A 24372-nucleotide genomic window follows, 5' to 3' on the forward strand; every position below is an offset into this window, starting at 1 on the left:
GATAAAAATCAAATTAGCGATGAATATAATTATTACTTGTTGTGTTTGTGGGGTAATTAATGGTTTTTTACGTGTAACAGAAATAAAATATATGAAATACTAAGATACAAATGAAAATGATTATCGATTCTGCAAAATTAATTGGTGCGTTATTTTATCAAAAATGTACAAAGGCGGATTTATTTGAATTAACGTCAGCATTAATTGATGAAAATATACTCACCAAAGACACATTAGATTCTATTTCTTCCCTCGACGATGAACAATTAGAGCAAGATTTTTCTATCCTGTTTGAAGGCATTGGCGACATGCCTGTACCGCCTTGGGGCTCTGTATACTTAGATCGCGAGCGAGTACTCTTTGGTAGCTCAGCGGTTGAATACCGCCACTTCTTGCAACGCAATGGTGTCGAATTAGATACGGGCTTACGCGAACCGGAAGATCAATTTGGACTCATGTTGTTGGCATTTGCATACCTGATGGAACAGGGTAAAAATGAGCAAGCAACTGAATTATTAGAACAGCATTTATTCCCTTGGGCTCCAGTTTATTTAAATCAATTAATTAATAAGTCGCCGAATTTGTTCTATAAAAACCTTGCAAATAATATATTGGCTTGGATTGAACGATTAATTTCCGAACAAATGTTAAACGTGGTAGAGAAAAAAATATATCTCAATGACGGAATCGATTAATAACAGTCGCCGAGGATTTTTAACTCGCTTATCTAAGCCTGTTCAAAGCATTCAGCAAGAGCCAGAAAGCACGCCTCGAACTGAGCCTCGTCCACCTCGTGCGGTGGATGAGGCCCTGTTTTTACGCCTGTGTGATGGATGTGGTGAGTGCCAAAAGGCATGCCCAAACAGCGTGATAGATATTCATGAAGGTGCTGCTCGCCTGAACCTCGAGTTTAACGAGTGCAGTTTATGCGGTGAGTGTGTCAATGCTTGCCCAACCGACGCGCTCCATTCCGCTACGCCAATCAGCATCAACTTACGCCCAAGCTTTTCTCAGGGTTGTAATAACTATCTACAAATCGATTGCAAACAGTGCCAATTCGGCTGCCCTCAATCTGCCATTACCGTTGAAGAAGGCGAGTTACCCAAACTCGATATCGAGAAGTGTAATGGCTGTGGACAGTGCCGCAGTAGCTGTTATATGGGTGCTATTTCAATGGAGTTTGTGGCTTAACCTTAATATCAGTTTCTTTTCCAATACCACTTACCTCGCGTCATTTCTATGCTGCAAGATATTACCTTGCTAATGTCTTATAGAAGCATATTGAATCCATTGATAAGTAAAATTGCTTGGCTTTAAAAACCTATATAAAACAATTACTAACCAATGTGAGGAAATACGTGTTATGAACAAAAAGAGCTTATTAGCGACGGCTGTCGCTTTAGTTCTAGCTGGCTGTGGAAGTGATGATTCAGGCTCTAGCTCGTCTAATCCATCGACACCACAGTTACCGACAACAACCAACAAGTTCATCGATGCTGCTGTTGAAGGCATTTACTATTCTACAAGCTCTGGTTTAACTGGCGTTACGGATAGTGAAGGCCAGTTTAATGCTCGCCTCAGCGATACAGTGACTTTCTATATTGGCGGTGAAAACGGTCTGAAAGTAGGTGCAGCATCAAATCGTGATGTTCTAACACCATTCGAAGCGGCAGGTAAATATGATCGAGCAGTTAACCTAGCTATTCTTCTACAGTCTCTTGACAATCAATTTGGTAGCGCTTCAGATGATATTCTGACTATTCCTGAAGGCTTCCGTAACCCAGACCCTATTTCATTGGCTCAGTTGAAAGATCTTAGCTTAGACGATCAAGATAGTGTTGAAGCGTTTCTTGAAGAGGTTGGTGTAACTGCTGAAAACATTGTTTCTGAAGAGCATGCTTTAACTCACATGGATGAGGCATTTGGTTCAATGGAGCGTGGGGTTGCTCAAAGTAACCCATTCTTAGAGATTGGAAAGTATGTACGCTACATCGACGTTACTCAAAATATTGATGATCCATATTCAGGTTATTCTACATATGTGCATGCTGATTTAATGATGGAAGATGAGCTGTTTGAGCGTACGCGTGGAATGACCGAAATGACGTTTTTAGTAAATGCTGAGGATTCAGTAACAAAGTTAAAAGGGTCAAATGATTACTCAATTGCCGATAGTCGAGCGGAACAGTATCTGGCTTGTGTAGCTGAAAGTTTGGAGTGGGATGATGATGAAAAAGTGTGTGAATCGATCCCAAGCAATCCAACAGCTTTTGGCCTAATGGACCACACGAATAATAAATTTGCATACAAACTTCGCGATTCTAATAAATCTTCAAGTGAAGACAAATTATACATTGGTTCTGATATTGAAGGCTGGAAGCCTTTTGATGCAGAAAATGTTTCTCAATTGAACCACTACGCCCCCAATAATGTTTGGAATGATGGGAGTTCGGAGCAACCTAAGTGGATTCGAGACACCACTTCAGGTTCTTATGATCCGATTACCGAGATTTACACTGAAATCGTTAAAAAAGAGATCCTGGAAGATGAAGATAGTGTTGAAGCTTCACGCACGACAGAGAGAGTTGCTTACTACTATGAAGTTGAGTCGGCAAGTCAAGAGCGTTATGTGGATTTTACCGGTACATGGAAAACGACTGGCTACTGTGACAATGGCGAGATTGCAACTTTTACTATGACATTTGATGATACTGGTGCGGTTCTTGACGGTGATGAATGTTCTGGAAACCCTACGGTTCCGGAGAGAATGGAAGATTCAGGTACTCACTACACGTTTGCAGAGTTGAAAGGAGTAGATTATTGGTGGTTTGCTCAAACTGGTCGCGAGTCAAAGGCGACATTAACGGAACTGAATACAGTAGTTCGCTTCTGTGATCAAAGTTCTTATGATGCTGAAAAAGACAACTGTAATGATTACAACGAGTACTTCGTTAAATGGGAGTACCAACCTGCAGGTTCCAACTGGGACGAGGGTCTACTAATTCGCCGTAAGATGGATCGTATGGGCTCAACTGACGGACGTGTCAGCATCATGCAGAAAATTGATTAGAAAATTCATTTGTTTCTAAATATATGATTTGATGAGGCTATCTCAACCGAGATAGCCTCTCTCTTATTTTATTCGATTCGATAACCGTATATACGTCACCAGCGACAACACAATTACTCCGCACCCTAGCAGCTTCTGCATTTCTAGAGATTCACCTAGCCACGTCATGCTAAGTATCAAAGTAAATACCGGTTCGAGAATCATGATCAGCGATGCGGTTTCTATCTTTACCGAAAATTGCCCTAAGGTTTGGGTTAGATAGCGAATGGACGTCGCGACTAACGTTGAAACCGTGAACCAGAAAATTGTGGTTTTGCTAATCTCAAAGTCGGGTAAGGTCTGAGTTGAGGTGTAAAGAAGTCCACTGACACCGACGACGAACAACTGCACGCAAATTGAGGTCAGAGGTGTAATGCCACTTCCCGTTAGGATACGTTTGTTGAGCACAAAATGCAGAGACGCTAAGACCGAAGAGAGTAGGAACACCAGTTGGCTTACTTCCATTGTCCAGCCATTGGTCAGTGTTAATAACATCATGCCCAAGATAGCGATAGGCAGTGAGATCCAGAAAGCCTTGCTTGGTCGGTTGCGAAATAGCGCCCATGCCGTCATAGGAGCAATCAGCATGGCTAGGCTCATGATAAATGCACCCTCAGCTAGTGAGGATGTTATCGAAACAGCAGCAACCCAAGCCTGCAAACATGCAGACATAATCAGCCCCATTCCCGACAAAGCAAGTAAGTGCTTCTTCGACAGCTTGATGACGCGCTTCCAGCAAAATGGTAGCAAGATTAAGCTGGCTAACAAAAAGCGAGTTCCGATAAACAGCTCACCAGGAACGTCAAGAACGACCATTTTAGATGCACCCCACCCAAGGGCTGCGAGAATGGTTGTGAGGACTAAATACAGTTCACCGCGCATGGTGTGCTCTCGTTAGGTTTGTAAGTTATGGAACGACATGGACAATCGTTTTATAAGATCAAATAACCCCACTCAGGGAGCGGGGTTATTTATTATAGACTTGCTTTTTCTTTTATAAAGAGAGACTTTATAAAATTATGCTTGGTACTCAGGGTAGTCTGTTAGACCTTTCTCTGCGCCACCAAATAGCGTGTCAGGGTCGTGCGCTGCTAGCGGGTAATCGTTTTGAATACGCGCTGGTAGATCTGGGTTTGATACGAATGGACGACCAAAACCAACCATGTCTGCTGTACCACCTGCTAGCGCGTCTGCCGCTGTGTCTGCGTTGTAGCGACCAGCCCAGATCAGAACACCTTGGTAAGCTTCGCGTACTGCTGCTTTAAATTCTACAGGTGTGCCCGGTGCGTCATCCCAATCCACTTCTGCAAAGTGCACGTAAACCACGTTTAGTGTGTTTAGTAGTGCCGCTGCTGCAGTGTAAGTCTCAACAGGGTTTGCATCTACCGCGCCGTTTAATGTTGTGAACGGAGCAAGACGAACGCCGACACGGTCAGAGCCAATTGCTTCAGACATTGCCGTAACCACTTCACCTAGGAAACGCAGACGGTTCTCAACTGAGCCGCCGTATTCGTCGGTACGGTTGTTTGCTTCAGAATCGATGAACTGGTTCACAAGGTAGCCGTTTGCAGCGTGTAGCTCGATGCCATCAAAGCCAGCTTCGATTGCGTTAAGCGCCGCTTGACGGTATTGCTCAACAACGATCTTGATGTCTTCTTTGGTCATTGCACGTGGTTCTACAACGTCAACGAAACCCGGAGCGTTGTTGCCATCGTCGATGAATACTTTCACGCCTTCTGCTTTCAGCGCAGAAGATGAAATAGGCTGCTCGCCACCGATGTTAGCAGGGTGAGTAACACGACCTACGTGCCAAAGCTGTGCGAATATTTTGCCATCTTTCGCGTGAACAGCGTCTGTCACTTTTTTCCAACCGGCGATTTGCTCTTCAGAGTAGATACCCGGAGTCCAAGCGTAACCTTGAGCGTTCGGTGCGATTTGCGTACCTTCCGCAATGATTAGGCCAGCCGATGCGCGCTGAGCGTAGTATTCCGCCATCATGTCGTTCGCAGCATTACCAGGTTGAGTCGCACGAGAGCGAGTCATTGGTGGCATTACGATACGGTTTTTAAGCGAAATTGAACCAAGTTGAAGCGGTTGGAATAATGCGTCTTTCATCTTCTATATCCTCAATAATGACTAACTAAATTTGACGGGAATCGTCTTATTTCTCAAGCTGGATAAGCTCGATAGCGTAGCCATCAGGGTCTTTAACAAATGCGATGTGAGTTGAACCACCAAGTACAGGACCAGGTTCACGAGATACGTTACCACCGCGCTCTTTGATTTCTGCACATGCAGAGTAGATATCTTCTACACCAAGTGCTAGGTGACCAAACGCGTTACCCATGTCGTACTCGTTAGTATCCCAGTTGTAAGTTAGTTCGATCGTTGTGCCACCTTGTTCGTAACCAACAAATACAAGTGTGTAACGATATTCAGTGTTCTCGTGACGCTCAAGCTCTTTCATACCAAGTACTTTTGTGTAGAACTCGATTGACTTGTCTAGGTCCGCAACGCGGATCATCGTGTGTAGAAATTTCATATCTTACCTATCTATTTGTGTGTGTTGGCGACAAGGTCGTCAGCATCAAATTGAGTGACGCAAATCGACGCGCAGGTCGTTTGCTGATGGTGCTAATTTATCCGCTCTTGATGGGAAAGAAAAATTATTATTGATTATGGTTTTTATAATGAAGTGTTATGAGCTTAAGGCGATTATTACTTATTGATGATTCCCTTAATAGGTATAAGTAAACTGATAACAGTCATCAGTAGAGCCTATATATAGGTTCATGTTATAAAGCGCACGATTTTATAAGATTAAGTGATTTTTGCTAAATGAAGCCGTCTGAATACGCCCTGATCCCCACTTTTGTCGCGATTGTTGAAGAGAAGAACTACACCAGAGCGGCCAAGAAACTAGGGGTTAGTCAATCGGCGGTTAGCCAGAGTGTTAATAAACTCAGAGAACTGTTTGACGATGTGTTGTTCATTCGCAACCGTCACGGTGTAGAAATCACGCAATACGCTCAAGATATTTATCCGAGCTTGTCACGTGCCATAAAAGACATCGCTTTATCGCTTCCAAGAAATCAGCGTTTTGACCCAGCAACGTGCAATAAAGAGTTCACCATTTCAGGTTTAAGCGTTCTCAATAATTCATTTCTCCCTAAGGTTATGCAGTACCTCTCTGAGCATGCACCCATGGTTAAGTTATGTGTATTACCGTTAGAAATGGAAGAGGTTGCACACAAACTGCGGTTACAAGAATTTGATTTTGTGCTCGAAGGGGACTTGGGTCAGCATAACCAGCTGCAATCCGCGAAATTGTTAGATGAGCAACTGTGTGTGGTATGCCGACCTGATCATCCTCGCTTGACGGGGGATGCGATTACTCAAGAGATGTACCTATCAGAAAAACACATAGCGTATACGCATCAACATGTGAGTGAAAATTACTTTTCGGATAGAGATTTAGGAATGATTAAAACACTCGAAGAACGTAATGTTGTCTTGAGAGTGAGTAATGCGGTTGATTTAGTGAACATGGCGAAAAGTACCGACTGCATTGCATTGGCGCCACGCAAGGCTCTATCGGCAATCTTAGACCAATATCAGTTAGCGATACTGGAGCCTGACTTTCTCAAAGAACCTATCCCCGTTTCTCTATTCTGGCATCCATCTCGTAACAACGAACCTCACCACCGCTGGTTCAGAGAAGTCTGTCAGACTATCGCTCAAGATATCTATTAGTTAACCATATCATTCATTTTGTTGCTCAATCGCACATCATAAGCGTTATGTTGTGATTTAACTCTTACTTTGTTAGCAATACTTTACTTGAATTTACGTCATTAATACTTGAGAATTAAACGTAAATTTACGTAACTCAATAGGCTTTTTCGTGGCTAATAAAGAAAATCATGCGGATCTAAAAAAGGCAACAATTCATGAGGCTGCTCGGATTGCTGGTGTTTCTATCGCTTCGGTCAGTCGTGCTTTGAATAACAAACCGGGAATCAGTGAGAAAACCCGCGAAAAGATCCTGTCTATCTGTAAAGAGCTGGGTTACGTACCGAGCTCTTCTGCACGCGAATTGTCTGGAAATCATACCAATACTATTGCCGTTTCAATGGGACCTAAAGGTAAAAGTGCGTCCCGTTACCTGGGGATGATTTGGCCTGATCTAGCAAACACACTGCGTATTAAGGGTAAGAACTTACTCTCTGCTGAGCTTGAAGACCTTGATACCAACAAGTTAGGTGGTGTGGTCTTGCTTGGCGTAGAAGAAGGTGACGAGCGCATTGAATTTTGTAAGCAACATGAAGTGCCTTATGTCTGTATCGGTATGGTTCAAGGTAGTTTTTGGGTGGCGCCTGATGACTTTTTAGGAGCTCGGCTTGGGGTTGAACATCTCGTTAAGAAAGGGTGTTCTAAAGTACCTTTTGTCACCTCTACTCACTTTGGTGGCGGCTATCGTTTTAGATATCAAGGCTATATGTCAGCAATGGCCGAAAAAGGATTATCAATCAGTGAGATAGATACTGGTTCCGATCCTGTTGTCGAGATCGCAGCGTATCGTCATTTCCTTTCTATCCCTAAAGAAACGCTTGAGTACTACGACGGTTTTATCTGTGAACGTGATGAAACGGCAATCGGCATCGTTGCCGCGCTCAAAGACCGTGGTTACAACATCCCTAGCTCGTTTAAGGTTGTTGGTTACGATGGATTACCTATGATTTCGGATGATCTGACAACTATCGTTCAAGATGCTCGAGGCATCGCCCAACAGGTTTGTGATTTGTTAGAGGCTGCTATCAAGCGTGAGCCTCAAAGAGGTGTACTTGTGCCTGTGGATTTGCGATTAGGTAAAACAAGTTAATATTTACGTAACCATAACAACTTAACCATAGGCCAGCTGATATGCTGGCTTTTTTGTCCCTAAAATCCGCCCGGATTCTATCATTTTGTGATCGAAATTAGGTTTTTTGACTAAAAATGAATCTGATCTACGTAATGTGATCATAGTTACGTAAGCGCTTACGTTGTTGCGTTATTATCTGCCTCGTGAAATAACGAAAAGGATAACAAAATGAAACGCAACACTCTTACCTACGGTATGCTTGCTTCGGCAATTGCTGCTTTTTCATGTTCTGCTATCGCGTCATCTGATGTGACCTTTACTGATAAAGGCGGCAATGACGTTGTGACTATGAATAAGCTCATCAACAAGACGTTAGCGAAAGACTTTTCTGACAACAATTTAAACGTTTCATACTCCCCAGTTGAAGCGGATTACCCTACTTATATTATTAATGCACTTTCTGCTGGCACCGCTCCGGACGCGTTCTTTGTTGATGTCTTCCAATCTTACACTTTAGCGAAATCAGGCAAGGTACAACCAAACGAAGGTAAGCTTGCTGAGCTTCAAAAAGACATTATTCCTTCCTTGAACGAAGCGTTTACCGTTGATGGTGTTCAATATGGCGTACCACGCGACTTTAATACGTTAGCGCTGCAATACAACAAAGATATCTTTGATGATGCCGGTGTCGATTACCCGACTAATGACGATAGCTGGGATGACTTATTAGTTAAGCTTAAAGCGGTTAAAGCGGAGCTTGGTGACGAAGTCTCTGGCATTTGTTTGGTTCCTGATTACGCTCGCTTTGGTCCTATCGCGATGTCAACAGGTTGGGTTCCATTTAACGATCAAGGCAAAACGGTTCTTGATGATGACTTTAAACGTGCATTTAAGTACTACACGGGACTGAAAGAAGAGGGCGTTGCGATTCTAGCGACCGATATCGGTCAAGGCTGGATGGGTGGTTGTTTTGCGACAGAAGAAATGGCTGTGAACCTAGAAGGTTACTGGGTAAGTGCATACCTTCGTGATGCAGCACCAAGCCTTCAATACGGCTCGACTATGTTGCCAATGGATGGTCAGACTGGCCAACGAGCAAACCTACTGTTTGCCGCTGCATGGGGCATCAATGCCGATGGTAATGTTGCTGCAACTGAGAAAGCAGTTGAGTTGATGCTGAGTGAAAAAGCTCAAATGTCAGTACTTGAATCTGGTTTGGCGCTTCCTAGCCGCAAAGCTCTGAACCGTGAAGAGCTGTTTACGGGTTCTCCGCAAGAAGTTGAGCTGGCAAAAACCGTGTTTGAAAGTGCCAATACCGGCACCATCCTTCCATACTCATTCCGTAGCTACGGTGCTGCATGGATGGATCCAATCAATGAAGCGCTGAGTGCTGTAATGCTTGGTCAATCAACGGTTGATGAGGCGATTGCAACTGCACAAGCAAAATACGATGACATGGTGAACAACTAATATTGGTGTTGGAATGAACTCAATGCGACTTCGACACCAAATGTATGGGTGGCTCCTTGCGGGGCCATTTGTACTCACTTTGTTGGTGTTCTTTATCTACGCCTTAGTGCGAACATTTTACTTTAGCTTTACCGATTACAACTTGTTTAGTGAGGCTGTTTGGGTTGGATTTGCCAACTTCTCGGCACTGTTGACCGACAAGCTATTTATCAAGTCTTTCTTTAATACTATTGGCTTTTCGGTGGTAGTAACAACGATTCAAACGGTGTTAGCACTAGCTCTAGCTATTTTGGTGAACTCTAAAATCCGTGCGAAAGGTTTCTTCCGTACGGCTTATTATCTGCCAAGCATTATGTCGAGCTCGGCTGTAGCGCTGATTTTTATCTGGCTATACCAAAAGAATGGTTTTTTGAACGGTATGCTTACGTCTTTGGTTCAGAATCAACCACACCTTGTGGTGGCTGTTGCGACATTTGTCATCGTACAAACGGCTTTGTACCTAAATGATAAACGTAAGGGCTACCCGATTAGCTGGTTTGACCCAGCATGGGCAATTCTATCGTTATTAATTGCCGGTATTGCGGCATTTGTATCGTCGTCAATGGGCTGGACAATTACGACTCAAGAAACGGTTGAAATTATCTGGCTTGATACGCATCAGCAAGTAGGTCCTTTACCGTTAACGCTTTGGGCTATCGTGATTCAGAACATCTATACCACGATTCCAACCTACATGTTGTTATTCCTTGCTGGCCTTCAAGGTGTACCGGGTGAACTGTATGAAGCTGCCGAGATCGACGGAGCAAATTTGTGGCAAAAGCATTGGAATATCACCGTTCCTCAACTCGCTCCTGTGACGTTTGTCGTGATCACTTTCGGCATCATCGGCACATTGCAGATGTTTGACCAAGTGGCACTACTGCAAGGTGCAGCGCCTCTTGAGTCGCGTATTACTCTTGCTTACTTTGTTTATCACAATGCATTCCCACCGGGTGGTACACCAAACATCGGTATGGCAAGTGCTGCAGCGTTGATTCTTGCTGTGATTACTTTAGTCGTGGTTTATATCCAGAAATGGCTTGGGGTTGGGGAGAAGGCAAATGTCTGAGTTAGCAGTACAACAACCAATCAACAGCAAGCGTGTAGATACTGAAGCGCTATCTCGCTTCCACCAAAAACGCCGCTGGGCGAAAGTGGCTTGGGTCTACACCACTCTAATTATGATTGCGACCTTGATGCTCGGAACCTTTGCGGTTGCATTCCTTGCGAGTATCAAGGATGACCCGCTTGAGCATCCATTTACGTTTAACTTCCCACAGGTGCGCCCTGCAAACTGGGTAGCAGCCTACAACCTTGGCGGGCAAGGGGGTAACGACTCTTTGTTTGGTGGTTTCAAACCAGGTGCTGAGATGACTTTTGAGGTGACTTATGCTGTCGAGGAAGGGGAGAGCTTTACCACACCAGAAATCGTCGTACCTCACCGCCGAGCGGGTACGGGTATGGCCGCGGCAGTCTTTACTGATTTTGCAGCAGACTACGCGCAAGTCACGGATGTAAAGGTTATTGGTCAAACTGAATCGGTTGATTATCAGGTTAAACGTGGTCGTAAGGTTGAAGAAAAATCTGGTCATGCACAAACCTGGCAGTTCAAGGTGAAGTATCAGGGTGATGGTCCTGAAATCAATCATGTACCGTTAACTGTGCAAGCACCGCGCAACCAGATATTGATCGACAGTACGCTTGAGCCAACAAAAATGGAGCGTCGTGGCCGTGTGGCTTCATGGGACAACATCTCTCCTGGGGTTATTGGTTATGTGTTCAAGAGTTACATTCGTGTTTACCAAGAAGCAGTAGATTTGGACACAGGTAAGAGTTTGTTCATGAGTTGGACAATCAACTCTATGCTGATCGCCATTGGTAAAGTGATTCTGACATTGTTCTTAGCTTGTACTGCTGGATTTGCACTGGCACGACTCAAGTTCACAGGTTCACGCGCTGTCTTTGCTTTCATGCTGTTGAGTATGATGGTTCCAGCACAGGTAACCTTTATATCTAACTATCTGATCTACCGAGATATTGGATTGCTTAATACACCATGGTCGGTCATTACGATGATTATCGCTTCGGCCCAGGTTCTGATCATGAAGCAGTTCTTTGAAAGCATTCCGAAAGAGGTTGAAGAAGCGGCAATCATTGATGGTGCTAATCCCATTACTATCTTGGTGAAAATTTTCATGCCGTTAGCGAAACCTGCCTTGATGTCGGTGACGATTCTTGGCTTCCAAATCGCTTGGAATGACTTCTTCTGGCCATTAGTGGCTTTGAACAATCCGAGCAGTGCACTGACGTTGCCAGTGGGTCTATTGAGTCTTCGTAACTCATATGGTCTCGCAGGTGACTGGAACCTGATATTGGCAGGCGCATTCCTGTCGACAATTCCAGTGTTAATCATCTTTATTATTTTCCAACGTTACTTCGTCGGAAACGATATTTCTTCAGCTGTTAAAGGCTAGTTTAGAAGGGTTTTATTGTGACTATTTGCTATGACGCTCCAGATAGAGCGGGATGGGTCGTACGTGAGACGGAATTCCGACCTGAATTTCAAGCTAAGTTTGAAACGATTTTTTCTCAAGGAAATGGCTATCTTGGTGTTCGCGCGGCGACAGAAGAGAAGTACATAGGGCAGACACGTAACTTATTCGTCAATGGAACATTCAATAAGTTCGATGAAGACGAAGTAACAGAACTGCCGAATATCGCCGATTTTACTAATATCGATATCTTGGTTGATGGTGAGCGCATGACGTTGACCGAAAGTAACTGCCAAGATTATGAGCGTCGTTTGGATATTGAGACTGGTGAGCTCAAGCGCAGTTTTGTTTGGTCGTCAAAAGCAGGCAAGCGCGTTAGATTTGAGTTCAAGCGCTTTGCTTCCTATGCCGACAAGCACTTGTGTGGAATGCAAGTTCAAGTCACTCCTCTTGATTCAAGAGTCGTGGTATGTTTTGATTCCGGTTTGGATGCTCAGGTGACTAATAGCGGTGCGCAACACTTTCATGAAGGTGATAAGCGTATTCATGACAAGACATACCTGGAGTTATCGCAATCGACTACAGAGAGTCAGGTCGATATCACCTCAATGTCTACTCACGAGCTTAAGGTTGATGGCTGTGTTGTTGATATTGAACCTGCACTCAATATGGCAAGACGAAAAGTAGGCGTTAGCTATCAGCTAGAGCTTGAACCACAAAGCATGGCTGAGTTATCGAAGCTTTGTGTCGTGTTTACTTCTTTTGATGCCGATATTGCTCAGCGCATCGAGGCATCATCTGATGAAGCTCCGCTACGCGCGATTGCGCTAGAGCACCTGAACAAAGCGAAACACGCAGGTTATCAAGCATTGTTTGAAGCGTCTGTAGCGGCGTGGGCCAACGTATGGACTGACATCGGTATCGAAATCGAGGGCAATAGCTTTGACCAGTTAGCGATGCGTTTTGCTCACTACCATATGCTGGTATGTACGCCTGATCACGATAATCGTTTGGGCATTGGTGCAAAAGGTTTATCAGGAGAAGGGTACAAAGGTCACTCATTCTGGGATACAGAGATCTTCTTATTGCCATTCTTTATCTATTCGCAACCTGAAGTGGCTCGCTCTCTTCTCGAGTATCGCTTTAATACGTTAGAAGGAGCGCGTCGAAAAGCGCAACACAATGGTTACCAAGGAGCCATGTTCCCATGGGAATCAGCGGTGACTGGCGACGAAGAAACACCAGAGTTTGCTATGGTGGATGTTGTTACGGGTAAGCCAACGAAAATCTGGTGTGGCATCATCGAGCAGCACATCACCGCAGATATTGCGTATGCAGTGTGGCAATACTTCAAGATCACCAGCGACGAAGACTTCATGCAACGCTGTGGCTATCAATTGTTGTTTGAAACGGCGACTTTCTGGACCTCTCGCTTGGAGTGGTTAGAAGACAAATCTCAGTGGGGAATCTTAGATGTGATTGGCCCTGACGAGTACAAAGAGCATGTTGATAACAACGCCTACACTAACTACATGGCGCACTTTAATATCGAGACTGCGATTTCATTCTTTGAAAAACTAGAAGCTGTTCAGCCAGAGCTGATAACGCGTCTAGATGAAAAGATTGATGTTGCTCGTCAATATCAACTGTGGAAAGAGAAAGTGGGTCAAATCTACTTACCTCAGGTAAGTGCAGAGACAGGTATCCTACCACAGGATGATACTTATCTTTCTAAGCCTCATATCGATCTTTCTCCATACAAAGACCAAGAAAAAGTGGCGTTGATTTTCAACGATTACAACTTCGAGCAAGTCAGTGATATGCAGGTGTCCAAGCAAGCGGATGTTCTGGTATTGATGATGTTGCTTGAGCATCAGTTTGGTCGTGACGTGAAGCAAGCAAACTGGGATTTTTATGAGCCAAGAACGCTGCATGATTCTTCGTTGAGCTACGCTATCCACTCTGTCGTTGCCAGCGATATTCAGGATACTGAACGTGCTTACGAGCTATTCAACAAGGCTGCAAATATAGACCTTGGCCCTAAGATGAAAAGCTCTGATCTCGGTATGCATATCGCTTCGCTTGGCGGTATCTGGCAGTGCGTTGTGTATGGCTTTGGTGGTGTTCGTATGGTCGATGGTCAACTGCGTATCAACCCGGCATTACCGAAAGCATGGAACAAACTGAGATTCCCGATTCACTGGCAGGGCGAGCGTTTGGATATCACGCTGGGCTCGTCTTCTATCAAGATTCTACGCGATAGCCTGAAACCATTAGATATCATCCTGAACAATCGACCTGTGACACTGCTAAGCCAAGAGGAAACATTCAATGTGTAAGGCTTTTATTTTTGATTTAGATGGTGTCATTACCGATACCGCAGAGCTGCATTTTCAAGCTTGGGATCGCCTCTGCCAAGAGCAAGGCTGGTATTTTGACCGTGAAATCAACGAGCAATTGCGCGGCGTTTCTCGTCAGGACTCACTAAAGATCATTCTTAATGCTCGTGAGGTTGATGAAGAGACATTTGAACGCAGCCTAAAACAGAAAAATGACTACTATCTTGAGCTTCTTGGCGGCATCACCAACAAAGATATTCTGCCTGGTATCGAGACCTTACTGCTTGAGCTAAACGCAAAAGGTATCAAGGTGGCGCTTGCTTCTGCGAGTAAGAATGCCCGCTCGATTCTGCATAAGTTAGGTTTAACGGCGTTGTTTGATGCGATTGGTGACGGTTGGTCTGTGAATCGCTCTAAGCCGGCTCCAGATGTGTTTATTCACGCGGCTGGCCAGGTTGGAGTGAATGTGAATGAGTGTGTCGTGGTCGAGGATGCGGAAGCAGGCGTTGAGGCTGCGCGCAGTGCCGGAATGAAGGTTATTGGTATTGGTCCCCAAGAGCGTGTGGGTCAAGCTGATTGGGTCGTACCATCGACCGAACTTGTCACTCTGTCTTTAATCAATACAACACCTTAGGAGCTTGTCATGGCGCAATTAACTTTAGAAGGCATCAACAAGGTTTATCCGGATGGTGCGCATATCATTAAGAATGCGAACTTACATATTGAAGATGGTGAGTTTACCGTGTTTGTTGGCCCGTCGGGTTGTGGCAAGTCCACGATGCTGCGAATGGTAGCCGGCTTAGAAGAGATTTCTTCTGGTGATATGAAGCTGGATGGGGAAGTGGTCAATAATCTTTCTCCCAACGAGCGCGGCATCGGCATGGTTTTCCAGTCTTATGCCTTGTACCCGCACATGACGATCTACGAAAATATCGAGTTTGGTCTGAAACTAGCTAAGAAGCTGAGCAAAGAAGAGATTGAACAAGCGGTGAACCGAGTTGCTGAAATGCTGGAATTGACTCATCTGTTGGGTCAAAAGCCAAGCCAGCTCTCTGGTGGTCAACGTCAGCGTGTTGCGATTGGTCGAGCGATTGTTCGTAACCCAACCTTATTTTTACTTGATGAGCCATTATCTAACCTAGATGCTGCACTGCGAGTTCGCATGCGCCTGCAGCTTGCGGATTACCATAAAGAACTTAAATCGACGGTTATCTACGTCACTCACGATCAGGTAGAGGCGATGACATTGGCTGATAAGATTGTCGTTCTGCGAGATGGCATCGTAGAGCAAGTGGGCTCTCCGCTGGAGCTATACCACTTCCCACAAACCTTGTTTGTTGCTGGCTTTATTGGGTCACCAAAGATGAATCAGCTCGCGGGTACCGTTATCAATGCTGACGCACAACACGCTGCAGTCGAAATTGAAGGTTGTGAAGCTCATGCTCAGGTAGATGCGAGTCTACTAAACCAAGGCGAATCCGTGACATTAGGAATTCGACCTGAGGATGTTGAGCTTGCCAATGATGGCTTGCCTGTTCGCGTTATTAGTGTAGAGCAGCTAGGCACAGAATCTTTGCTTTATACCCAGATTGTCGATAGCGACCAAGAGTTATTGGTTCGAGTGCCGGGTACCATGGCCGCAGAGCGTCATGCTGTTTTACGCGTTCAACTACCGAGTGATAAATGTCACTTGTTCGATAGCAATGAAAAAGCACTAAAACGAAATATTAAGATGGAAGACCTAGTAGAACTTCCACCTCAATTAACTACTGAGACAAATTAAGTATCCACTGAGACAAATTAAGGTAGCCCTATGTTCTGTATTTCTAGTGATCCAAAGTGGTGGCATAACGCCGTTGTATATCAAATCTATCCACGTAGCTTTAATGACTCAAATGGCGATGGTGTGGGGGATCTACAAGGGATTATCCAAAAACTTGATTACATCAAGTTACTTGGTACGGATGTGATTTGGTTGAGCCCAGTCTACAAATCACCAATGGATGATAACGGCTATGATATCGCCGATTACCAAGATATTGCGCCTGAGTTCGGTACCATGGCGGATATGGATGAGCTGATTGCCAAGGCTGCAGAGCGCGGCATTAAGATTGTGATGGATTTGGTGGTTAACCATACCTCAGATGAGCACCCATGGTTTGTTGAATCTAAAAGTAGTTTGGACAACCCAAAACGTGATTGGTACATCTGGAAAGATGCGAAAGAGGATGGTACGCCTCCGAATAACTGGGAGTCTTTCTTTACTCCTTCGGCTTGGGAGAAAGATGAAACCACGGACCAGTACTATCTGCATTTATTCAGCAAGAAGCAACCTGACTTAAACTGGGACAACTCAGAGGTGCGTGAAGCTGTCTATGACATGATGCACTTCTGGTTGAAGAAGGGGCTAGGTGGCTTCCGCATGGACGTAGTAAACATGATTGGTAAGCCCCAAGACTTCCCTGATGCAACCATCTTTGATGAGGGCGTAGCAGGATGGGAGCATTGGGCGAATAACCTTCTAACTCACCAATACATGCGTGAGATGAACGAAAAAGTCCTTTCTCACTACGACTTATTAACCGTCGCAGAAACACCGTTTGCGACTCCATTAGATGGTCGTTACTACTCGCATCCAAGCCGCAATGAAGTGAGCATGATCTTCCATTTCGAGCACATGTCAATTGACCGTGAAGAGCACAATGCGCGCATCAAACCGTTTGATCTCGTCGCACTAAAACAAACCATGTCTAAGTGGCAAGATGATCTGCATAACAAGGGTTGGAATAGCCTTTACTGGAACAACCACGATCAGGCTCGTGCTGTTTCTCGCTTTGGTAACGACTCTGAAGAATTCCGCGTGATCAGTGCCAAGATGCTCGGTACTGTGCTGCACATGATGAGCGGTACCCCTTATGTTTATCAAGGTGAAGAGATTGGTCTGACGAACAAGGTCTTTACTGATATCGAGCAGATTGACGATTGCATGTCTCGATTCCATTACAGCAAGATAATCGGCCGAGGCCAGCCTATCTCTGATGGTTTGGATTACATCAATCACTTCTCTCGTGACCACGCTCGACTGCCAATTCCATGGGATGGAAGCGAGAAAGGTGGCTTCACCACAGGCTCCCCGTGGTTAGCTTTGAATGATAATACTCAAACAGTGAATGCTGCCCAGGCGTTAGACGACCAAGGCTCGGTTTTCTATCACTACCAAGCATTGATTGCTCTGCGTAAATCTGAGCAATACGGTAAGGCGATGACTTATGGTAAACATGAGCTGTTGTTTGCTGAGGATAGCGAGTTGTACGCCTACACTCGTCAGTTTGAAGGTAAGACTTTGCTAGTATTGGCAAACTTCAGTGACCAAGCGATCGAACGTCCACTGGATTTCTTCATTAAAGAAACGGTAATTAATAACTACGACTCGTTGATAGTTGAAGATGGCAAAGTGCGATTGCAGCCATATCAAGCCGTAGTGCTGAGTGTGTAATCTTTATGTGAATTTCCTGAATCTGCTCTAGCAGTTCGAAAAGAAATCATCAAAATGAAAGCGTTGGTTGATCTAGCCAACGCTTTTTTGTGTTTTAAACCGTTAATCTACGGACAATACCGATAACGAGAAACTAATAATGAGAACAGAAAAAGAGAAAATGCTGGCGGGAGAACCTTATCTTGCTTGGGATAAAGAGCTTTACGCTGAGCGAATTGAGTGCCGTAAGGTTTTACAAAAGCTGAACAACAGTATTCCAGATACAGAAGAATGGCGTGAAGCGATTGATACGCTCATTCCTGATTCTGAGGGAGCATATCTAGAGCCACCTTTCCGCTGTGATTATGGCTCGAACATCAAGGCTGGTAAAAACTTCTACGCAAACTTTAACTGCGTGATTCTGGATGTAGCCGAAGTAAATATTGGTAACGATGTATTGTTGGCACCGAATGTCCAAATCTATACGGCGGGACATCCTCTAGATAAGAAAGGTCGCGTGGATGAAGGTGTTGAGTTCGGCACCTCGATTACTATTGGCGATAATGTGTGGATTGGTGGTGGTGCGATCATCTGCCCTGGCGTCACCATTGGTGACAACAGCGTGATTGGAGCGGGCAGTGTCGTTACTAAGGATATCCCTGCTAATGTGGTTGCTGCAGGTAATCCGGCACGAGTTATCAAGTCAATTGATAATGATTAGGTAGCCTTATATAGAATGACAAATCCGAGCCATGTGCTCGGATTTTTTATCTTTTCTGGAAGCGATTTACTGAGGCTCGTACAGCATTACCAAGTTCTTACCCATATTCTTGGCGCGATAGAGCGACTTATCGGCATGCCCAATGGTGGCGTGTTGGCTCTCCAATATCGGTGTTACCCCAGCGCTGGTGGTAAAACTGATGGAGTGCTCTTCAAACTTCACAGGACTTGCCTCGATGAATCGACGTAGCTCGTCGACCTGCTTTTTGGCATCTTGTGGGTTGTTGGCATGGAAAAGGATACAGAACTCCTCACCACCATAGCGTGCTAGGCTGACTCCCTTTGGTCTTGGAAAGCTCTTCTTCATCAATGACGCCATTTGGTAGATCACGGCATCGCCACACAGGTGCCCATAGGTGTCGTTGATCTTCTTGAAGTTATCGATATCGAGAATCGCAAAGTAGGTATCACTGGCAATACCATTGGGTGTTTGTTGCTTCACTGCTTCATCAAGCATGGCACGAACCGTTAGCTTGTTATCTAAGCCCGTCATTGGGTCCTTACGCTTTAATTGATGGTGCAGCAGTAGATTGGTTAGGGCGACCTCTGAATAGTCCCTCACCATGCGTAGGATGCTCTTATATGTCGGGAACACCGACGATAGGTAGATAACGGCAATCAACTCCTCTTTGTCAAACAGAGGAATGGTGTAATGGCGCTGAGTGATTTTAAGTCTCTTCGCTAAAGGGTCTCGGTATCGCCCGTTTACATAACTTAAAGAGTGTGGGGAGAACCTATTCGACAGATCTTTATCTGTGAGTACTGGGGTTTTATTACCGTGGTAATCAACCGTGCTGAAGGTGTGTGTTGAGCTGTCATAAAGGCAGAATTGCAAGCCTTGATGAGAGCAAAATCGATCAAAGACGTGGCGTAATTGCGCCTTAAAATCAGCAATAGAATCGAAGCGGTTGAGCTCAGACAGCGAAGCATTAAGCTGGTAAGTAAGGTAGTTCATGATGACTGCAAGTAGCAGCAATGATGCAATTACGGTTGCAGTCAGTGAGAACTGATAAGAGGTCGAAAGAATATCTGCGCGATCGGTACCTGAAACAAACACCCAATCCATCGGGTTGTCTGCATCAAACACAGATAGCTTGAAGTTGTCTTGATAGTAGTATTCGTGGCGTCCTGCCATCAAGCCTTGTTCAATCAAGGAGCCAATACCACCATGGTAACTGACCGAGGGAGTTCCGATACGCGATGGGTCTGGATGAAAAACAAGACGCTCGGTTTCTTTATCTACAACAAACACATAGCCGTGATTTAGAGTTTTCAAATCTCGTAAATACTGGGTGGTATGGAGGAGATCAAACTCTATCCACACCTCAAACAGCTGCGACATATTGCGGTGTTTTACGGCAAATACCCAGCGTCCTGGTGTTTTTTCATAAATTGAAGAGATCGAGAACTTAGGAGCCAACTCACTGAGCTGTGCCCATTTAATATCTTGGAGCGTTTCCTTGGAGATCAGCGTGTTGCTCATGGAGCGGTAGCGCTGACCAATCGGTGAGAACTGTATGATGTCTGCGTAGATCGGCGTATCTGCCAGCATTCTCTCACTTAAATTCATGAAGTGAGAGAGGTCGTTTTCTCTCCATGAGTTTTGCAGTAAGTAAAACTTCCCTAGGGTGGCTTCAATTTGCGCTTGGATAAGAGCTGTTGCGGTTCGAATATTCGAGTGAGACTGCTGGTAGGCCGCTTTCTCAGCATTGTGCAATTGCTGATACGCCAGATAAACCATAACGGCTGTCAGGATGACAAGATAAGGTCGCAAAAAACGAATGAGAACTCTAGGTAAAGCCATGTGCATCCCTACTGACTAAAAAGTGGCTGCATCTTAATAAGAATTTAGTAGCACATCAATAGTTATGGTTTATTTGGAAGTCATTGAAATTAAAAAGCCTCACTTACCGAGTAAGTAAGGCTTTATGATAACTAGATAACTAGATAACTAGATAACTAGATAACTAGGCTTTTGGTGTGAAATGCAAAATAGCCATTGAGGTTGGCTGTAGCAGCATTTCGCCTTGAGCTGGCAGATATTCAGCGTTACGCAGGTTGGTATCACAGATCGTCACCCACTCTTGCTTGCAATCGGTAGGAAGTTTAAAGCGCGCAGGAGCGTTGGTTTGGTTGATTAGGTAAAGCATCTCAGCGCCATCCTTCTCAATACCAATGTGCAGTGCGACCGAGCTCAAGCGGTTCCAGTCTTCATGTTGCATCAGCTCGCCGTCAGTTCGACGCCAGAAGATGCGGTTGTTGTTGCGCTTTTCACCACTGAATGCACGAATGAATGGCACCATGTACTTGTGACGTGCTGCAATCATCTCAGATAGCCATTGGCTAAAATAGGCTTTTCGCTCAGTCGGTTGCCAGTCGATCCAGCTTGTCTCGTTGTCTTGACAGTAGGCGTTGTTATTACCTTTCTGCGTTTGTGACATCACGTCCGGCGTTAAGATGTGTGGGATACCAAACGAGAACAGCAGCGTTGCCATAAAGTTACGCTTTTGCTTTTCACGAGTTGCTTTGATGACAAGGTTTTGGGTCGTGCCTTCTACACCATAGTTTTCAGAGCGATTATCGCCGTGACCATCATGGTTGTGTTCACCGTTCGCTTCGTTGTGCTTGTGCTTGTAAGACACCAAATCTTGCAGCGTAAAACCATCGTGGTAAGTGATGTAGTTTACCGTCAGTTTGTATGGCCAATTGGCTGCACTATAGATATCGCGAGAACCCATAAGGCGAGTTGCGAACTCTTTTAGGTAGCCGTGATCGCCACGCCAGAAGCTGCGAGAAATATCGCGTAGCTTGTCATTACATTCGTTCCAACCAAATGGGAAGTTACCAACCTGATAGCCGTTTGGACCAATGTCCCAAGGTTCTGCAATCAATTTGGTTTCACGAAGAACAGGATCTTGAGCGACCGCTTTGAAGAAGGCGGACTCGCGGTTGAAGTCATCACCATTACGACCAAGTGTGGCAGCCAAGTCAAAGCGGAAGCCATCTACCTTAAACTCTTCTACCCAGTAACGCAGTGAGTCCATCACTAGGTTAAGTGTCGGCTGGTGAGTTAGGTCTAAGGTGTTACCACAGCCAGAGAAATTTGCGTAATGGCAGCCATGCTTGATGTAGCTGTTGTTATCCAGAGCTTTCAGGTTAAAGGTTGTTGGGCCTTCTCCGCCTTCCGCTGTGTGGTTGTAAACCACATCCAGGATCACCTCAATACCGTTGCGGTGTAGCTCACGAATTGCGGTTTTCAGTTCAGTGACGGCATCGGTATCTGCATAACGAGGATCGGGAGCCATGAACACGTAAGGGTTATAACCCCAGTAGTTCACCTTATCCATATCCAAGAGGTGAGGCTCGTGCATGCACGCTGCGATAGGGAGAAGCTGCAGCGTGTTGATGTTCTGCTTCTTATAGAAAGCGAGCATCTCATCGCTCACTAGGCCAAGGTACTTGCCTTGCTCTTGTGCTTTAAGCTCTTTGTTGAGCTTAGTGAGACCTTTAACGTGAGTCTCGAATAACACCGTTTCTTCGCGAGGAATACGTGGGTAAGTCGTTCCCTGCCAATCAAATTGGGTATCCGTGACGACAGATTTACTCATGCTAAAGCTTTTCGCTGCAGAGTAAGGTGTTTCGTAGTGGAGTGGTTTATCCAGTGCTTTTGCGTATGGGTCAGAAAGTAGAATCGCTTCGTCGTTTTGTTCAACGATAAAACCGTAGCGTTGGCCAGCTTTGATGCCTTCTACATAGATGTGCTTGATACTTGCGTATTCGTTTTCTAACTCGTAGGAAGTGTACTCGCCATTCTCTTCAAACAGAGCAAGGCTGATTTTGTCGCAATCCGGTGCATGAATCGAAAAATTACATCCACTGTCATCTAAGGTTGCGCCCAGAGGATAAGGGCGTGATAGCGTTTTCATAGAGTATGATTTTCTTTTTATTTGTCTGTCCTGACGCCGAACGTAACGTCAAAGCAGTTGAAACTTGCTTAAAAGGTCATCAGACCTCCTGAACTTCTAGTAAAAAGCTTTGTCATACTCAGGTCAAGAGCCTTATCACAATTATTAGACTGTAATTTTATTTCATTTTGGTGACAGTTCTAGACAAAACTATGACATTGGTAACCTTTTGTTAAGGCAATGACAGATCAAAACCCGTCATCTCCACCTCGTTTTAGTGATCACTAACTCAGAAACGCCGTTCGGTTATTTTTCTCCTCCTTTCTCATCCCCCCTAAATTTAGGAGGGGCGGAGGAAGTGCGCCTACTACAACCCGCTTAATATCGATTCCGTTGAAACAACCGGGAGCCTTGGCTTCCATCTTACCTCTCTTTACCTCTGCCTACTGCCTGACAGGGACCTAAGAGAAAGTAATAAGAATAAATAATTACTAAACGGAGTTTAGAATGAAAAAAGTAAGTTTAATCGCTGCTGCAGTGGTATCGACTTTAGCTGCTGGAACCGCATCAGCTGTAGAGTTTGATTACCATGGTTACATGCGTGCTGGTTTCGGTGGCAACGTCGATGGTGGTGCACAGGTTTGTTATGGTAATGGTGGTCCATCGGCTCACGTAGTTGGTCGCTTGGGTGACGAATGTGATCTATATGCAGAACTAATACTGAATGCTAATAACGTTTGGCAGAGCGCTGAGGGTGATTCATTTAATATCCATACTCTATTGGCCTACGGTACTGAAGAAGATCCAGGTCCAATGCAACGAGATACTCGAGGTGCAGCATTCCAGGCGGTAGGTACTTCTGCAGACGACCCATGGAGTGGACAACGTGCTTCGATGCGTGAAGCATGGGTTGACTACACTATGGCTAATGGCATGTCTCTTTGGGCTGGTAAACGTTACTACGCTCGTAAGGATATTCATATTTTGGATATGTATTATATCAACACATCGGGTGATGGTATCGGTGTTGAAAATATTGATGCTGGTCCTGGTAAGTTAAGTGCAGCAGTATTTCAACGTGACTGGAAAGCACCAATACTTGATGAAGATGGTACTGCCGTAGAAGATACACAACTTTACTCTCAAGCTTATACTCTTGACTTACGATACAACGGTATTCAGGCAAATAAAGATGGTTCATTCGATTTCGCATTGATGATTGGTCAGCCTTCTAAAACTGAAGCTCAAGATGATGCTATCGACAATGAACTTGGTAACTTTGGTGATTATGGCTTAGATGAAACTGGCGTTTCTTTTACTGCTGAACATACTCAAGGAAACTTCTTTGGTGGTTTCAACAAAGTAGTTGTTCAGTACTCTACGCAAGGTTTCGCTTGGGATACCTATGGTGTGAATAGCCATATGGGTTCAGGCTATAACATGGAATTAGGCCAAGAAGATCGTAAGGTTTGGCGTTTCATCGATTGGGGTGTTATTGAGCAAGACCAATGGAACCTTGGTTACTCATTTATTTACTCTCAACTAGACGATCCTAACAATGGTAATGGCACTCGATGGAATGCCGTTGTACGTCCAGGATACAAATGGTCGGAAACAATGAGTACGATTTTAGAGATGGGTTACTACGTACAAGACGACCCTTGGATGGATTCTTCAGAAGATTTAAGCAAAGTGACAATTGCTCAACAATGGCAAGCTGGTTCTAACTTCTGGGCTCGTCCAGCAATCCGTGTATTTGCAAGTGCATACAGTGGAGATATGGCTGTAGATAACAACGACTTTATGGTCGGTGCTCAAGTTGAAGCATGGTGGTAATTGAAGCAACCTAGCTTTTTGTAAGATAGTCAGCCAGTGCTGGCTATCTTAATTACGGAGAAT

At 44.8% G+C, this 24372-nt stretch carries 19 protein-coding genes; 14 read left to right on the forward strand and 5 right to left on the reverse strand.

Annotated elements, in window-relative coordinates:
- Window positions 1-116 precede the first annotated feature (116 nt).
- The 3 genes from DPF91_RS03370 to DPF91_RS03380 all read left to right on the forward strand — a co-directional run bounded on the left by DPF91_RS03370 (window position 117) and on the right by DPF91_RS03380 (window position 3070).
- Window positions 117-695, forward strand: coding sequence for a molecular chaperone TorD family protein (locus tag DPF91_RS03370; protein ID WP_117233199.1), 579 nt, complete (start codon window positions 117-119; stop codon window positions 693-695).
- The gene (napF, locus tag DPF91_RS03375; RefSeq protein WP_117233011.1) at window positions 679-1191 is read left to right on the forward strand and encodes a ferredoxin-type protein NapF; all 513 of its coding nucleotides are present in this window, start codon (window positions 679-681) and stop codon (window positions 1189-1191) included. Before DPF91_RS03370 ends, napF begins: the two co-directional genes overlap by 17 nt.
- Before the next feature lie 172 nt (window positions 1192-1363).
- The gene (locus DPF91_RS03380) at window positions 1364-3070 is read left to right on the forward strand and encodes a hypothetical protein (protein WP_117233012.1); all 1707 of its coding nucleotides are present in this window, start codon (window positions 1364-1366) and stop codon (window positions 3068-3070) included.
- Between the two features lie 63 nt (window positions 3071-3133).
- On the opposite strand, the gene DPF91_RS03385 is transcribed toward DPF91_RS03380, so the two are convergent.
- From DPF91_RS03385 to gloA, 3 genes are all read right to left on the reverse strand, one after another.
- A complete protein-coding gene (locus DPF91_RS03385) occupies window positions 3134-3991 on the reverse strand; it encodes a DMT family transporter (protein ID WP_117233013.1) in 858 nt (285 codons plus the stop codon).
- A gap of 135 nt (window positions 3992-4126) precedes the next feature.
- Window positions 4127-5224 carry an alkene reductase gene (locus DPF91_RS03390; RefSeq protein ID WP_117233014.1) on the reverse strand — a complete coding sequence of 366 codons (1098 nt, stop codon included), beginning with the start codon at window positions 5222-5224 and terminating at the stop codon, window positions 4127-4129.
- Window positions 5225-5270: 46 nt separating this feature from the next.
- A complete protein-coding gene (gene gloA / locus DPF91_RS03395) occupies window positions 5271-5651 on the reverse strand; it encodes a lactoylglutathione lyase (RefSeq protein WP_117233015.1) in 381 nt (126 codons plus the stop codon).
- Between the two features lie 296 nt (window positions 5652-5947).
- Here gloA and DPF91_RS03400 point away from each other — a divergent pair, with 296 nt between their 5' ends.
- From DPF91_RS03400 to DPF91_RS03445, 10 genes are all read left to right on the forward strand, one after another.
- Window positions 5948-6862 (forward strand): LysR family transcriptional regulator, encoded by a 915-nt coding sequence (locus DPF91_RS03400; RefSeq protein ID WP_117233016.1) that lies wholly within the window; start codon window positions 5948-5950, stop codon window positions 6860-6862.
- Between the two features lie 151 nt (window positions 6863-7013).
- Window positions 7014-7991 carry a LacI family DNA-binding transcriptional regulator gene (locus DPF91_RS03405; protein ID WP_117233017.1) on the forward strand — a complete coding sequence of 326 codons (978 nt, stop codon included), beginning with the start codon at window positions 7014-7016 and terminating at the stop codon, window positions 7989-7991.
- Window positions 7992-8201: 210 nt separating this feature from the next.
- On the forward strand, window positions 8202-9443 hold the full coding sequence (locus DPF91_RS03410; protein WP_117233018.1) for an extracellular solute-binding protein: 1242 nt from the start codon (window positions 8202-8204) through the stop codon (window positions 9441-9443).
- Between the two features lie 13 nt (window positions 9444-9456).
- A complete protein-coding gene (locus tag DPF91_RS03415) occupies window positions 9457-10551 on the forward strand; it encodes a carbohydrate ABC transporter permease (protein WP_117233019.1) in 1095 nt (364 codons plus the stop codon).
- Window positions 10544-11956, forward strand: coding sequence for a carbohydrate ABC transporter permease (locus DPF91_RS03420; protein ID WP_117233020.1), 1413 nt, complete (start codon window positions 10544-10546; stop codon window positions 11954-11956). The genes DPF91_RS03415 and DPF91_RS03420 overlap by 8 nt, the downstream gene beginning before the upstream one ends.
- Window positions 11957-11973: 17 nt before the next feature.
- The gene (locus tag DPF91_RS03425) at window positions 11974-14313 is read left to right on the forward strand and encodes a glycoside hydrolase family 65 protein (RefSeq protein ID WP_117233021.1); all 2340 of its coding nucleotides are present in this window, start codon (window positions 11974-11976) and stop codon (window positions 14311-14313) included.
- The gene (pgmB, locus tag DPF91_RS03430; RefSeq protein ID WP_117233022.1) at window positions 14306-14947 is read left to right on the forward strand and encodes a beta-phosphoglucomutase; all 642 of its coding nucleotides are present in this window, start codon (window positions 14306-14308) and stop codon (window positions 14945-14947) included. The genes DPF91_RS03425 and pgmB overlap by 8 nt, the downstream gene beginning before the upstream one ends.
- Before the next feature lie 9 nt (window positions 14948-14956).
- Entirely contained in the window at window positions 14957-16096 is a 1140-nt protein-coding gene (locus tag DPF91_RS03435; protein WP_117233023.1) for an ABC transporter ATP-binding protein, read from the forward strand.
- 30 nt (window positions 16097-16126) lie between these two features.
- The gene (locus tag DPF91_RS03440; RefSeq protein ID WP_117233024.1) at window positions 16127-17809 is read left to right on the forward strand and encodes a glycoside hydrolase family 13 protein; all 1683 of its coding nucleotides are present in this window, start codon (window positions 16127-16129) and stop codon (window positions 17807-17809) included.
- 139 nt (window positions 17810-17948) lie between these two features.
- Window positions 17949-18509, forward strand: coding sequence for a sugar O-acetyltransferase (locus DPF91_RS03445; RefSeq protein WP_117233025.1), 561 nt, complete (start codon window positions 17949-17951; stop codon window positions 18507-18509).
- Window positions 18510-18575: 66 nt separating this feature from the next.
- On the opposite strand, the gene DPF91_RS03450 is transcribed toward DPF91_RS03445, so the two are convergent.
- Entirely contained in the window at window positions 18576-20372 is a 1797-nt protein-coding gene (locus DPF91_RS03450) for a sensor domain-containing diguanylate cyclase (protein ID WP_206355534.1), read from the reverse strand.
- A gap of 163 nt (window positions 20373-20535) precedes the next feature.
- Complete coding sequence (gene glgX, locus DPF91_RS03455; protein WP_117233026.1) at window positions 20536-22494, reverse strand: glycogen debranching protein GlgX; 1959 nt, start codon at window positions 22492-22494, stop codon at window positions 20536-20538.
- Window positions 22495-22980: 486 nt separating this feature from the next.
- Here glgX and DPF91_RS03460 point away from each other — a divergent pair, with 486 nt between their 5' ends.
- Window positions 22981-24309 (forward strand): carbohydrate porin, encoded by a 1329-nt coding sequence (locus DPF91_RS03460; RefSeq protein WP_117233027.1) that lies wholly within the window; start codon window positions 22981-22983, stop codon window positions 24307-24309.
- Window positions 24310-24372: the final 63 nt, after the last annotated feature.

Source organism: Vibrio maerlii, from assembly GCF_003415655.1.
In the GTDB taxonomy this organism is placed as follows: domain Bacteria; phylum Pseudomonadota; class Gammaproteobacteria; order Enterobacterales; family Vibrionaceae; genus Vibrio; species Vibrio maerlii.